14 protein-coding genes are annotated in these 12,158 nt (G+C 49.1%); 7 read left to right on the forward strand and 7 right to left on the reverse strand.

All coding sequences use genetic code 11. The features are described from left to right. Positions 1 to 364: 364 nt before the first annotated feature. The 4 genes from ACO0K4_RS13210 to ACO0K4_RS13225 all read right to left on the reverse strand — a co-directional run bounded on the left by ACO0K4_RS13210 (position 365) and on the right by ACO0K4_RS13225 (position 3,420). The gene (locus tag ACO0K4_RS13210; RefSeq protein ID WP_422957097.1) at positions 365 to 904 is read right to left on the reverse strand and encodes a hypothetical protein; all 540 of its coding nucleotides are present in this window, start codon (positions 902 to 904) and stop codon (positions 365 to 367) included. Between the two features lie 300 nt (positions 905 to 1,204). Continuing rightward, positions 1,205 to 1,681: an FKBP-type peptidyl-prolyl cis-trans isomerase gene (locus ACO0K4_RS13215; protein ID WP_422957098.1), complete on the reverse strand. Its 477-nt coding sequence runs from the start codon at positions 1,679 to 1,681 to the stop codon at positions 1,205 to 1,207. A 180-nt stretch (positions 1,682 to 1,861) separates the two neighbouring features. Next, positions 1,862 to 2,257, reverse strand: a complete 396-nt coding sequence (locus ACO0K4_RS13220) for a VOC family protein (protein ID WP_422957099.1) — start codon at positions 2,255 to 2,257, stop codon at positions 1,862 to 1,864. 140 nt (positions 2,258 to 2,397) lie between these two features. Beyond that, a complete protein-coding gene (locus ACO0K4_RS13225; protein ID WP_422957100.1) occupies positions 2,398 to 3,420 on the reverse strand; it encodes an alpha/beta hydrolase family esterase in 1,023 nt (340 codons plus the stop codon). A 310-nt stretch (positions 3,421 to 3,730) separates the two neighbouring features. Here ACO0K4_RS13225 and ACO0K4_RS13230 point away from each other — a divergent pair, with 310 nt between their 5' ends. The 3 genes from ACO0K4_RS13230 (at position 3,731) to ACO0K4_RS13240 (ending at position 5,688) form a co-directional block, all read left to right on the forward strand. After that, positions 3,731 to 4,357, forward strand: a complete 627-nt coding sequence (locus ACO0K4_RS13230) for a helix-turn-helix domain-containing protein (protein WP_422957230.1) — start codon at positions 3,731 to 3,733, stop codon at positions 4,355 to 4,357. A gap of 146 nt (positions 4,358 to 4,503) precedes the next feature. After that, positions 4,504 to 5,106, forward strand: coding sequence for a GNAT family N-acetyltransferase (locus tag ACO0K4_RS13235; protein WP_422957101.1), 603 nt, complete (start codon positions 4,504 to 4,506; stop codon positions 5,104 to 5,106). A 78-nt stretch (positions 5,107 to 5,184) separates the two neighbouring features. Continuing rightward, entirely contained in the window at positions 5,185 to 5,688 is a 504-nt protein-coding gene (locus ACO0K4_RS13240; RefSeq protein ID WP_422957102.1) for a GNAT family N-acetyltransferase, read from the forward strand. A gap of 193 nt (positions 5,689 to 5,881) precedes the next feature. Here the strand turns inward: ACO0K4_RS13240 and ACO0K4_RS13245 are convergent, their stop codons facing one another. The 3 genes from ACO0K4_RS13245 to ACO0K4_RS13255 form a co-directional block, all read right to left on the reverse strand. Then, positions 5,882 to 6,373: a TlpA family protein disulfide reductase gene (locus tag ACO0K4_RS13245; RefSeq protein WP_422957103.1), complete on the reverse strand. Its 492-nt coding sequence runs from the start codon at positions 6,371 to 6,373 to the stop codon at positions 5,882 to 5,884. A 223-nt stretch (positions 6,374 to 6,596) separates the two neighbouring features. Further along, positions 6,597 to 7,733: a patatin-like phospholipase family protein gene (locus ACO0K4_RS13250; RefSeq protein ID WP_422957104.1), complete on the reverse strand. Its 1,137-nt coding sequence runs from the start codon at positions 7,731 to 7,733 to the stop codon at positions 6,597 to 6,599. Positions 7,734 to 8,048: 315 nt separating this feature from the next. Next, positions 8,049 to 8,648: a response regulator transcription factor gene (locus ACO0K4_RS13255; protein ID WP_422957105.1), complete on the reverse strand. Its 600-nt coding sequence runs from the start codon at positions 8,646 to 8,648 to the stop codon at positions 8,049 to 8,051. Between the two features lie 7 nt (positions 8,649 to 8,655). Here ACO0K4_RS13255 and ACO0K4_RS13260 point away from each other — a divergent pair, with 7 nt between their 5' ends. The 4 genes from ACO0K4_RS13260 (at position 8,656) to ACO0K4_RS13275 (ending at position 12,158) form a co-directional block, all read left to right on the forward strand. Then, positions 8,656 to 10,602 (forward strand): sensor histidine kinase, encoded by a 1,947-nt coding sequence (locus ACO0K4_RS13260; protein WP_422957106.1) that lies wholly within the window; start codon positions 8,656 to 8,658, stop codon positions 10,600 to 10,602. A 139-nt stretch (positions 10,603 to 10,741) separates the two neighbouring features. After that, the gene (locus tag ACO0K4_RS13265) at positions 10,742 to 11,302 is read left to right on the forward strand and encodes a DUF2589 domain-containing protein (RefSeq protein WP_422957107.1); all 561 of its coding nucleotides are present in this window, start codon (positions 10,742 to 10,744) and stop codon (positions 11,300 to 11,302) included. A 101-nt stretch (positions 11,303 to 11,403) separates the two neighbouring features. Beyond that, the gene (locus tag ACO0K4_RS13270; RefSeq protein ID WP_422957108.1) at positions 11,404 to 11,703 is read left to right on the forward strand and encodes a hypothetical protein; all 300 of its coding nucleotides are present in this window, start codon (positions 11,404 to 11,406) and stop codon (positions 11,701 to 11,703) included. Then, positions 11,700 to 12,158, forward strand: coding sequence for a hypothetical protein (locus ACO0K4_RS13275; protein WP_422957109.1), 459 nt, complete (start codon positions 11,700 to 11,702; stop codon positions 12,156 to 12,158). Before ACO0K4_RS13270 ends, ACO0K4_RS13275 begins: the two co-directional genes overlap by 4 nt.

A 12,158-nucleotide genomic window follows, 5' to 3' on the forward strand; every position in this document is an offset into this window, starting at 1 on the left:
CTAACCTGACATCATTGGTAACTTTTATTGGTAACTTTATCAATGAGATTTACTAGACAAACTTTGTTCAATGCGCATCTTGCAGATTTCAGTGACACAAGATATCCCCTCAGCGATCGCTGCGTCAGCGTTCAGGATCGTGGCTCGCATGGCGCTACTTATGCCATGTATTGTTGGTCAAGCTTGTCCATGACTGATCTTCCGCCTTTGTTGTGTTGGCGGCGTTATCGTGTGTTATTGGTTTTGAAGTTTTCGATGCCACGAGAGTCGTCTTTCCCGCCTTGTGCTTCTTAACGGTTGAATTCACCTTACTGCGTGCTTTTTCGCACAAGTCCGGTGGAGTGATGGGTTGGGTGTCACGGTGTTATGTGCAATTGATGCATACGGCATCCATTTTTCTGCAGAAGTGTTCCCACAACTGATTGTCTGTTTGAATCTCCTGTGCATACGTATTAACTTCCTTTCGGAGTGCACGAAGAATTGCTGAGGCATTTATGGCTTTTTTTTCGGTATCAAGTAGTGGCCCAGATCTAAGAATGCGCCAACCACCTCTTGACTCGCTTTGATGCAAGAGGCCACAGCGAATATCTTTGTAGAACCAGTCGTCCCCACCGCCTAGAACTTTTAGGGAGGTATCACGTGCTAGAAAATCACGAAACATCTTCTGGCTTTTACGGTTAGTGTCAGTCAAACCCTGATAGAAGGATTCCAATGTTTCAATAACAAGGCAAGCAACTGCAAGCATGGCAAAGCCGTGCTTATACGATGAATCAATAGGTTGAAAGTAACGCTCTTCATATCTTTCAACAAAAAAGTGAGTAAGCCTCTCACGGTCGTTCGCTGCCTTCCATTTTTTGTAGTCAGCAACGGAAGTCGATGAAGATAGTTTTGTGGAATCGGCCATTGCATTTTCTCCCTTATGATGGCGATAACAGCCAGCGCTTAGGCTAGCTAGTGGTGCCTAGGAACTAGATTTCACTGTCCCTAAACTTGACTTATTTCAACTTCATGCAGACTTCTTTTTTTTAAAACTGCCATTGTCCAATTGTTGCAGATATCGATCCGAGAATTAGCATAGGCTTGCTCTCAACGGCAAGATAAAAGCAAGTGCTATGTCGGTAAAATTGAATGCCAAGCAATGGGTGCCTAATCACCAACCAAAAGACGGCATCTAATTCAATCAATCGATGCCGTCCCATTAACACTAATGCTGATGCCCATGATCACCATGCACGTGACCATGTGAAATCTCTTCCATCGTCGCTGCCCGTACACCCAAGACCTGTAAGCCGACGCGTAGGGATTTGCCTGCTAGTGGGTGATTGCCGTCTAGCATGACTTGATCGCCTTTGATTTTCAGTACGGTGTAAATCTGTTCTTGTCCTGCATCGTTCACGCCTTGCAACGAGGCACCGACTTTGACGCCGGGAGGGAAGTCTGCCTTTGAAATTGTACGCAGCAGGCTTTCGTCACGCAGGCCAAATGCATCTTCCGGTGGCAAGTCGAGTGTGGCTTTAAAACCTACTTCTTGGCCCTGCAGGGTTTCTTCTATTTTGGGGAGCAGGTTGTCATAGCCGCCGTGTAAATAGGCGATGGGGGTTTTGCCGTTTTCAATGACTTTGCCAGTGCTTTCGGCAACGGTAAAACGCAGGGTGACGGCGGTGTCTTTATCAATTTTCATTTGCATTTCTCAGATTTGGAATAAAAGTGCAAGCATCTTAACCGAAGTGCTGCTAGTGATGTTTGAGAGCGGTAGTGGAATTAGTCATTCTACGCACCGGTAAGAGGGGGTACTTACCGGTGCTTGCTGCATTGGCAGCATCTGCTGCGTCGATGAACACCACGGCACGCCCATCGTAGATCAGTCAGAGTAGGGGGCATGCACCAGGCGTTGAGATATCCACCAGATATTGCCATGTGTATCTCTGACGCCGCCTTGCCGGTCGCCATAGGGCATATCCTGGACGTCCATCTCTGTCGTCGCGCCATGGGTGAGTGCTTTTTGCATGCTTTGATCTGCGTCGGCGACGTAGAGATAAAACGAGCCGGGCATCGGCGGGTACTTGGCTGAGGATTCGCTGACCATAACGGTGGAGGTACCGAGGCGTATTTGGGCATTCGCGATCTTGCCATCCGGACGCAGGGAGCGCAGGGTTTCAGTGCCGCCCAGCCCCTGGATTAAAAAATGGACGAATGCATCTGCATCGGCGACAAAAAAATACGGTGTGACGGTACCGAAATCAGGCGGGATGTACATGGCGTTCTCCTTTTTGGGATTGGGCTTTTGTTGACGGTTAATGGCATTTTACTGATGTTGTTGAGGTCATAAAGATTACTGTTGCACGATTACCGTTGCGCGGATCATCGCCTGGCTGTTTGGGCTGATGTACAGAACATTTATTTGATTGCGTCAGCGGTGAATTGCCGTTCAAAAAAAGCCCAGATCATTGCCGGTCCATCCGGCGCCATGGGGGATGGTCCCAGCAATCGCGGGCGACGGAAGTAGGGCTGTGGAAGCCCATGTCCACCGCCTTGAATGGCAACAAGTTCGACTTCCACTTTGGTGTTGTTGCGCCAGAAGAATTGCTCGACGCTCACACCGTCGGCGACTGTGCTGAGCTTTGTTGCAGGCTTGCCAGTGAGATGGTTGAGGTCGGCAAAATATTGGCCTGAGTCTTGCGATGAGCGGACATTGCCGCCTTTATAAAACAAGCCAAAGAGACTCGATTCTCCGCCATTAAACGGGACCAGCGGGTCTTTGGTGCCGTTCATGATCATGACCGATGTGCATGAGGTGTCGGTAGTGCCAATAGTCAAATGCTCAGCGGGCTTGCATTTAAAGTTCTCCGGTGATGGCACGTTGGCCGATACCGCAGCAATCGCACGAAACCGCGAAGACGCCTCTATTGCAAGCCGAATCGACATAAAACCACCAGACGATACGCCAGTCGCAAACACGCGGTTCCAGTCGCTTCCGATGTCGGTGACGAGCTTGTCGGCAAGCGTGCTGAGAAAACCTGTATCGTCTACCTCGCGCCCGTTTACGCTGAAGTCGCCGACTTTGCTGCAATCGTTCCAGTCGAAGCTATAAGAATTCGGGTAGACGACTGCAAAGCCATGCTGGTCGGCGAGGCGTTCATATCCATATCCGGTGTCGATCCGGATCTGCGCGCCGCTTTCACCTGATCCGTGCATGACCATCACCAATGGCGCTCCTTTTGCCAGCCCTTGCGGTAGGTAGGTCAGATAAGTGCGTTTTAGTCCATTGACTTCAATGGAGGCCTTCGTCAGCGTGCCAGATAGCTTCGGTAGCTCTGGCTCCGGTGAGTAGATGAAGTAGCCAAACAGTAGGCCAGCTACTGCAATGAAGGCGATCAAACCCAAAAGACAGAAGCGAAGAAAACGTAAAACACTTTTCATTAAAAGACCTCGTTTGTAGAGCGATTATTAGATGCACCGGCGCAGATGTGAGCACAAACACTACCACGACCAACCGGACTTGGATGTTGTCGAATAAGCCAATTACATGCTTTGATTGCCTTATATTGTTATTAATTCCCCTGTTCAGGTATTTAGTCAGAGATACGAGCATTTCATCCATTGCAGTAGGAAATTGGCGGCAAAAAAGCGATTGACACTTTATCTAATAAATTGGAAAATAAATCTATTATGAAAGAAATTGACAGAGCTACTCTATTTAAACAATCAATCCAAGCAATCCATGCACACCATGCAAGTCCCAAAAAACACCCAACAGTCTGATAGTCAGCCTGATAGCCAGCCAGACAAATCGCCTGATATTAACCAGCGCATAGCAAACCGTCTGAGTAGCCTGCGGGCCGAGCGCGGGATGTCCCTGGACGCTCTGGCGACCAAGTCGGGTGTCAGTCGCTCGATGATCTCTTTGATTGAGCGCGGGGAGAGTAGCCCGACCGCGGTGGTGCTGGATAAATTGTCGTTTGGTCTGGGTGTGACGCTGGCGTCATTTTTTGAGGAACCGCAACCGGATGCGAATCCTCTGGTGCGGCGCGAGGCGCAATTGCAATGGACCGATCCACAGTCCGGTTATCGCCGCCGGAATATTTCGCCGCCGCATTTTCGTTCATCTATCCAGCTGGTCGAGGTAGAGTTCCCTGCCGGTGCGAGAGTGTCCTATGCCGCGGGTTTGCGTGAGGTCGGAATACATCAGCAGATTTGGGTGCTGGACGGTTCTCTGGAAATTATATTGGGTGAGGTGCATCATCATCTGGAGAGCGGCGATTGTCTGGCGATGGATGAGAATAATTCGATTGTGTATCAAAATACGAGCAAGCATCCGGTCCGTTATGTCGTTGCGATTAATACGGCATCGCTTTAAAAAATACTGATGGTGGATAGAAATTACCTGATAACGAGTTGTAGTTGATCGGAATTGATCAACTACTTTTAACGATCTTTTCAGCAACCTCCTTAGCCAATTTTTCACTGGCTTTTTCACTGACATAAATATTTCAGGAGTCTCCGATGCCCTCAGATTTTTCATCGTTAAATCCTTCCGGTCTCAATTATTTGTCCTCTCATCATGTGCCCTCAAATCATGCGCCCTCAGATCATGTGATCCAGTTATTACAGGCGCTCAACAATGATGCTGACATCGCCGCGCTGAGTGATGTCCTGATTGATTGCGTTGATGGTGGAGCATCAGTTAGTTTTATGCAGCCACTGTCGCGCGCGAAGGCGGAGGCGTTCTGGCATGGCGTTGCTGCCAGTGTTGCGCGTCAGGAGCGACTCTTGCTCGTCGCTAGAGATACCTCGGGCATGATTGTCGGTACGGTGCAGGCAGTATTGAGCCAGCCAGAGAATCAGCCGCATCGCGGCGATATTTCTAAGCTGCTGGTGCATCGCCGTGCGCGTGCGCATGGACTCGGTGCGGCGCTGATGCAGGCCGCAGAACAAGCAGCACGTGCAGCGGGAAAGACCTTGCTGGTGCTCGATACCGCGACCGGCGGTGGTGCGGAAGCTTTATATGAGCGGCTTGGCTGGCAACTGTGTGGACGTATTCCAGACTACGCGCTATGGCCGCAAGGCGGTTTGTGCTCGACCACGATTTATTCCAAATCGATTTAATACGTAAGCAAATACTAGGTAAGTAAATACTAGGTAAGTAAATACTAGGTAAGCAAATACTAGGTAAGTAAAATTCTTATGGTTACCATCAATGTGGAATCGCCAGATCAGGCAGATGTACGGGCCTTGATTGCCGAGCTGGACGCGTATCAATATAGTTTGTACCCGGCAGAAAGCGTGTATGCGCTTGACCTGACCGCAGTCTCTGCACAGGATCTCGTATGTGTCGTCGCCCGTGATGCGGAGCAACGTGCGGTCGCCTGTGGTGCCGTCGTTCTGGCGTCAGAGTATGGTGAGATCAAGCGCATGTATGTGCGTCCCGATCAGCGCGGGAATGGCTTGGCGAAAAGGATTCTGAATTTGCTGGAAGTCTCCGCACGTCAAGCCGGCCGCCGGGAAATAAAGCTGGAAACCGGGCCAAGGCAGACTGGGGCATTACGCCTTTATGCACAGGCTGGCTATAAGGTCTGCGGTCGCTTTGGTGATTATCCCGACGATCCTTTGAGCGTATTTATGTGCAAGGATCTTGTTATATCGAATGATAGCCAGAGTGGTGACAAATCACTGCAATGCCAGCCCTGAAATGATGGGTAAGATCGGTGCAAGGTCATCGTATGAATTGTTGAGGTCTCCGGTAACCCATCTTTCTTTTTTAAATCGACCCGTTCGCAAATAAATTGATAGAGTCGCGTCAATGATGTGAATCACAAAAATAATACGAATTCCATGAACACACTATGGTAATCGCATGGACTTTAAGCAAATGCTTTTTGAATTAATCACCGTTCTTGGTGAGTAATGATAAAACCAGCGATTCTTTGATTTCTGATGGTTGACCACGCCAGAGTATTTTCCCATTCTGATTGACAAAGATGGCATAGGGAAGCGCTTTAATTCCCAAGGTTTCGTGAAGACTCCTGGCACCTTCAATGGCATGTGGGTACAAAATAGGCGTTTTCTCCAAAAAAGGCCTTACGACTTCCTCTGACTCTTTAGTCACGCCGATGACTTCGACTCCCTCAGACGCAAACTTCGTATATAAGGCGTTAAGTTTCGGAATAGACTCGCGACAAGGGACGCACCACGTAGCCCAAAAATCGATGAGGATGAGGCGAGCGTTTTTGTTGGGCGCCTTCGTTAAATACTTGAGGTCGTTCTCGGGAAGTTGACTTCCAACTTTTACACCATTAAACATATCGACGAATCCAGCTTCGGCGAGGTTACATGTACCGAAAAATAAGGCGATGATCACAAGTAAAGTTTTCATGGTTTTTAACTTTCAAAATGCAAAATGATAAATTAACAGCCGGTTGGAGCACCACGCAGATCGCTACGCAGACCGCTTCATCCGATACTCTCTTTAGACATTCTAGATATTCGCGTTTCAACCACCGGTACGCATGGCGCACCTACTGACTACTAACCAAGACCTGGTATTTAATCCGATATTTTTTGTAATTCTTACTCTACTTCATAAGTGCTAGTTCTCGCTATTCCTGTACCAGCTCATGTATCACCAGGCCCGCATGCGCAGGCAAGGGTTGCAACCATGCCTTGTGTTTCAGCGCGCGTTTCGCATCATGCAGACCTGCTTGCCAGCGCTTGCTCACGGTCTCGCTACTGAAGTCGATGTCCTTAAAATACTGATCATCGGGCAAGGCTTTCATGATCAGATGGACGACATTGATGGTGTGTTCGCATCCCATTTTGATCAGATTTTGTACTTCGGGTTTTTTACGTTCGGCAACGGAGAGATGTTCGCTCAGATTGCGTATAGCCTTTTGCAGATTCTGGATGCGTTGACGGGTTTCTAGCTGCTCTTTTGACCTGCTGGCGTATTGAATGCTTTTATAGCGGGCGAGTGCTTCTGCCATGGTTTCCGGTGCTGCTTCGGTCGGGTCCCACAGGTCAACCATAAAGCACAAGGCATCACGTTCTACGGTATCTTCCAAAAAAACTTCCAGCGGTGTGTTTGAGTAGATGCCGCCATCCCAATACATCCTGCCTTCAATCGCTACTGGCGGAAAACCTGGTGGCAAAGCACCGCTGGCCATGATGTGTTCCGGCCCTATGTGTTGTTTGCTACTGTCAAAGGTTTTGATCTGACCGCTGTTGATATCGACGGCGCAGACGCTGAGCCGCATCCGTCCTTCATTCAGATAGTCAAAGTTGATATATTTTTTCAGCGTATCTTTGAGCGGACCGGTATCGTAAAAACTATTCTGGCTTAACGGTACTTTAGCGTTCATATCCCAACCGGCACCGACGCGGGGTTTGAAAAATCCTGGTACGCCGTTAGTCAGAGTGCCGATGGTTTCGGAAGAATTTTTCCAGCTATTCCAGGCATCAGCGGCGTTACCCCATTGCTGCAACCAAGGCGAGAAAATTGACCACGGTTGATCTGGTCGTGTCGGCGGTGCCAGACTTTGCCAGAACGCCTGTAATTGCTGCACTCGCGTCTCGGGAGGATTGCCTGCAATCAGTGCGCAATTGATGGCGCCAATCGACGTGCCGATCAGCCAGTCAAGATGAAAATCTTGCGCATGTAATTGCTCAAAGACACCTGCTTGATACGCACCCAAGGCACCACCGCCTTGGAGGATGAGAACGGTTTCTTGTTTTGACATGGTATGGGGTGAGTATTCAATGTTTGTGAGTGGTCAGGTTGTGAGCCGGCAATAGTGCGAATTTGTTGCGATGCAATGATATTAACCTTGTTGGCAATTTTGTGTTGCGCAGATCGCGCCAAGCAGTATCACCAGCGACATACCATAAAGCGCCAGTTAGTTGCAGTGCCGCCGGAACCTCGAGCTATCGGGCAGAGCAACCGACAAAGTCTGTGGTTTCATCAAGCTAGTGTGCTGTGTGTATAACGGGCGCAGTATCGGGACAAACAATGTGACACCCGAAATGATGCGATGAGAGCACCAACAAAACGAATATCAAACCAACTTAAGCAATTGCATCTTATGAATCAGTTGCACGACATTGTTCACTTCGAGCTTGCGCATTAAATTTTCGCGATGCTTGTCCACTGTCTTGGCAGACAGGTTGAGTTGTGCTGCCATTTCTGATGTGGAGAGCCCCTGATAAATCAATTGCGCCGTTTGCAGTTCGCGTGCTGTCAGCTCGCTTGAACAACTATCGATTTGTTGTTGTACCTCTGCGCTCACCACCACGCGTCCTGCCATCACTTGCGCAATCGAATTAAGCAGCTCGGGACCGGAACAATCTTTGAGTAATACCGCATCGGCCTTGGCGTCTTGTAATTGTTTAAGGTTGATACCGGATGCAGAACCGGTCAGTGCGATTACTTTGAGTGCTGAGTAGCGCTGTTTGCACCAGGCCAGCACCGCCGATGATTCTCCGCCGGGCATGTGGTAATCGAGGATCAGCAAATCGATCTGATGTTGTTGCAGTAAAGCTTGCACCTGATCAAGGCTGCCAGCCTCTGCTACTACCTGATAATTGCCTCGTTGCTGTAGCAAGAGTTTCAGTCCCTGCCGGAAGATGGCGTGATCGTCAGCGAGCAGGATGTTCATAGGCCTCATGCACTGGGTAGATGTTAAAATTGAAATCAATTCTACAGGAAAACTATTACCTATTAAACATTACATCTATTATCGACGGTACCTGCATCGCAGCGGTCTGAGCATCTGGCTGGCTTTCTTGCTATGTTGCTGCATGGCACAGGCGCAGGCGCAGGCGGAACCATGTCAGGTACGCGGACAGGAAATCGTGATCTTGCACGACTGTGTCAGTGCGCTTGAACGCTCTGCAGTCAACCACGAATTCACCGTACCGGACTCGATGCTGGCGAATGTGGGGCGCTGGTACCGGATTGATTTGATTGCTGACGCTGACGTTAGCGATCGTCTGCTGGATCTGGGTATTCCTGATGCGTTTCAGGCACAAGTGTATCTCCAGCAAGCAGGGCTCACGCAAACCGTGCTTAATCTTAACGAGAGCAGTCGCTATGCTGATCGGCCAGTGCAGCATCGCAATCTGATGGCACTATTGAGACTAAAGCCTGGTCCGGCGCGGGTCCATATCTACTACCACTCACATGGCAAGACGCCGATGCTGGCGCGTCTGCTGACTGCAGCGCAGTTGAGCACCAGCGATACACTGATCAATTTACTTAATGGTCTTGTCTTCGGGATCATGCTGGTGATGGTACCGGTTCTTGCGCTGGGTTTTAATGTTCAGCGTAAGTTCGGCTACCGTATGTATGGTGCTGTAGTGTTCTCGACGATGGTATTTATTGCCCAGCTTGAGGGTTATACGTTTGCCTTCCTGTGGCCCGAGGCACCTGCTTGGAATATGCTCGCACCAGGTGCGCTGGGCATGCTGATGGTGATGACCAACATCGCATTTGCCATCAATTTTTTACAGATGAAAAGTCGCATGCCACGCCTGTACCGGCTGTATTTGTGCATGTTTGGTCTGGCCTTGCTGGTTTTGATATTACATCTGATGTATGCACTCGATAATTTATTGATTATCCAGTCATTCACCTATTCAATGATTGCGTGTGTCGTCGCTGCACAAGGCGTCCGGCAGCGGATAGAAGCTGCGCGATTTTATTTTTTAGGTACCTTATCGGTCGCAGTATTCCCGTTGTTGTTGATTGGTTTTGTGTTGTTCTTAGTCAGACCATCTCTCCCGTTTTCGTTGCTTGCCTATCCTAAGTTCGGTTACCTTGCCGAGTCACTGCTGTTTGGCGCTGCCGTCATTAGCCAGATCGGAAAATTCAATACTCGTCAGGCTGAGCAACGGATACTTCGTTTAGCGGAGACTGAGCAATTGCTCGAAGCAGAGCAGGGCAAGCTTGCGGCCTTGAATAAAGCTAGTCAACAGCAATTACAGCTGGCATCTGCTAGCCATGATATCGCGCAGCCGCTTGCTTCGTTACGCTTCGCTGTCAGCGCGCTGGAGCAACATCAAGGTAACGAGCCGATTGCCCAGCACATCGACCATACGCTGGAATACGCACAATCTTTACTCAAGGATTTGATTGCTCAGGTGCGCGACGATCGGCATGAACCCGAACAAATCGTTCTCAATAAATTATTTGCCCAACTAGGTCTTGCGTTTCAGGGAGTTGCCGCAAAAAACGGTTTGCGCCTGTCGATACACACAAGCAGATTGCGCTTTGAAGGATCTTCCTTATTGCTCACTCGCATACTCAGCAACCTGCTGGCGAATGCAATACGCTACACGCCTAAAGGACGCGTCGTACTCGGTGCCCGGCGCAGGCCAGATGGTATTGAGATTTTGCTGTTTGATACGGGATCTGGTATTCCCAAACATATCGAGCAAAATTTACTACGCGCTTTTCAACAAGGTAGCAATGCCAGCAGCGACGGCTTCGGCCTGGGCTTGTATATCGTCAAAAACCTGTGCCACCAGTGCGGCTATCAATTGCGTATCAATTCCCGTCCCGGGCATGGCAGTTGTGTCGCAGTATTTATCCCTGTCCTTACATCCAACTAGCAACTACGGTGTTTACCGTATTACTTGTCTGTTGATCAAGTCCTAAACTGAATCTGCTGCTTATGGTAAGCACGCCAGGCTCTGACTCATTAGTGATGTCGAGCTTGTTTGGACTGTTCATCATTTTTAGGGATTAATCATGGCTGATAACTTTTACGGAACGCTCAAAGGTATTCCTATCGACTACCTCGTTTCGGCACCGCTGATGGCGGCAGGTCGCGCAAATATTGCGCTGGCACAGAGCATGGAAGAATTTGTCATGCAGATAGGATTTGTTGGTGGAGATCCAAAAAATGGCACGAATAATATCGTGTTTAATTTGGAGCGACCTTACACCGATCCTGACACCAATCAGGTAACGACCCAAACAATTACTGTGACTTGTCCTCTATTGGGCTTGGTGCCGATTCCGGCGCTCTTGGTTGATAACGTGACAGTCGATTTTACAACAACAGTCGACACCTCATCGTCGAGCACCACGGCCACCAGTGCAACAGTCACTGGCAGCTACAAGGGCGGCTGTTTCGCTATGTCGGGGTCGGTCACTGCAAGTAAAAATCAAATGCGCTCCTCCAACCAATCTGCAACCTATTCATTTCACGTCCAGGCCGACCAGCAGCCTGCAACCGAGGGAATGGGTAAGTTGATGGATGTGATGGCGTCTTGCATTACGCCGGTTCCCACGACCGCATCCAAATAAAAATTAGGTAGATTTGGAAAAGGCCTCAAGCAGCATCTATATCGGGGCGTTTCCATATCACTGTCTATTGAGATTTTCCATCAAAGTAAATCGAGATTTTTATGAATAAGAGTAAATTAAAAAACGGTAACGCCGACGAAAAATCAAGCGGAGTGCGTCTGCCAGATGGCCGCATGCCATGCCCTGTCTGCGGCGTGGCCGTGACAGTGCCTATGGCATCACTATTGGGCGGATTGGCAATTTTTTGCGGGGGCTGCGGCGTCAAACTATCGATCGACATGAATGCCAGCCGGAGCGCTTTATCCGCAATCAGAAAGACTCAAAATACACTTGGTGATATTGATAAAACCCATCAACCAGCAGCTGGTTATGATGCAACAATCAACAAGAGGCTCTCGTGAACATCTGCACTCTCGATGAATTGCTGCAAGCGATCAGCAATGCGGTTTCCAATGCGAATAGCTTTGTTCAAAAGGCCGCCAAGGACTCTCACAAGGAATTTTTTAATTCAAGTGCAGACGGCATCCTCTCACCTAAAACGATACCTATGTTGCTGCCTAACCGGCATGTGATCAATGAAGACGGCAAACAGGGTGAGACGGAAAGTGTTCAGAATATTTCCGAGAGCACACTGACGCATCACAACCAGATAGTGCTGGATACCATGACCATGGATATTGATTGTTTGGTGGAAGAACTCCAGGAGAATAAAGACGGTCCTGCTCTGCTGGTATTGAAGTTAGGCGGCGACCTGCGTGGCAGATCCAGTGTCGGCCGACTAAACCTGAGCTTTAAAACTTCTAGCCCACCAGAAGGCGTCGCTCGCCTGAATGATGAACTGTTGAAAAGCACTTGA

The sequence above is a fragment of the Undibacterium sp. RuTC16W genome, from assembly GCF_049339445.1.
In the GTDB taxonomy this organism is placed as follows: domain Bacteria; phylum Pseudomonadota; class Gammaproteobacteria; order Burkholderiales; family Burkholderiaceae_D; genus Undibacterium.

What these genes read in the sequence shown, in the direction of transcription:
- ACO0K4_RS13265 (WP_422957107.1), top strand. Translation starts at nt 10,742, where the DNA reads ATGGCTGATAACTTTTACGGAACGCTCAAAGGTATTCCTATCGACTAC.
- ACO0K4_RS13245 (WP_422957103.1), bottom strand. Translation starts at nt 6,373, where the DNA reads ATGAAAACTTTACTTGTGATCATCGCCTTATTTTTCGGTACATGTAAC.
- ACO0K4_RS13235 (WP_422957101.1), top strand. Translation starts at nt 4,504, where the DNA reads ATGCCCTCAGATTTTTCATCGTTAAATCCTTCCGGTCTCAATTATTTG.
- ACO0K4_RS13215 (WP_422957098.1), bottom strand. Translation starts at nt 1,681, where the DNA reads ATGAAAATTGATAAAGACACCGCCGTCACCCTGCGTTTTACCGTTGCC.
- ACO0K4_RS13210 (WP_422957097.1), bottom strand. Translation starts at nt 904, where the DNA reads ATGGCCGATTCCACAAAACTATCTTCATCGACTTCCGTTGCTGACTAC.
- ACO0K4_RS13270 (WP_422957108.1), top strand. Translation starts at nt 11,404, where the DNA reads ATGAATAAGAGTAAATTAAAAAACGGTAACGCCGACGAAAAATCAAGC.
- ACO0K4_RS13240 (WP_422957102.1), top strand. Translation starts at nt 5,185, where the DNA reads ATGGTTACCATCAATGTGGAATCGCCAGATCAGGCAGATGTACGGGCC.
- ACO0K4_RS13255 (WP_422957105.1), bottom strand. Translation starts at nt 8,648, where the DNA reads ATGAACATCCTGCTCGCTGACGATCACGCCATCTTCCGGCAGGGACTG.
- ACO0K4_RS13250 (WP_422957104.1), bottom strand. Translation starts at nt 7,733, where the DNA reads ATGTCAAAACAAGAAACCGTTCTCATCCTCCAAGGCGGTGGTGCCTTG.
- ACO0K4_RS13225 (WP_422957100.1), bottom strand. Translation starts at nt 3,420, where the DNA reads ATGAAAAGTGTTTTACGTTTTCTTCGCTTCTGTCTTTTGGGTTTGATC.
- ACO0K4_RS13220 (WP_422957099.1), bottom strand. Translation starts at nt 2,257, where the DNA reads ATGTACATCCCGCCTGATTTCGGTACCGTCACACCGTATTTTTTTGTC.
- ACO0K4_RS13260 (WP_422957106.1), top strand. Translation starts at nt 8,656, where the DNA reads ATGCACTGGGTAGATGTTAAAATTGAAATCAATTCTACAGGAAAACTA.
- ACO0K4_RS13230 (WP_422957230.1), top strand. Translation starts at nt 3,731, where the DNA reads ATGCAAGTCCCAAAAAACACCCAACAGTCTGATAGTCAGCCTGATAGC.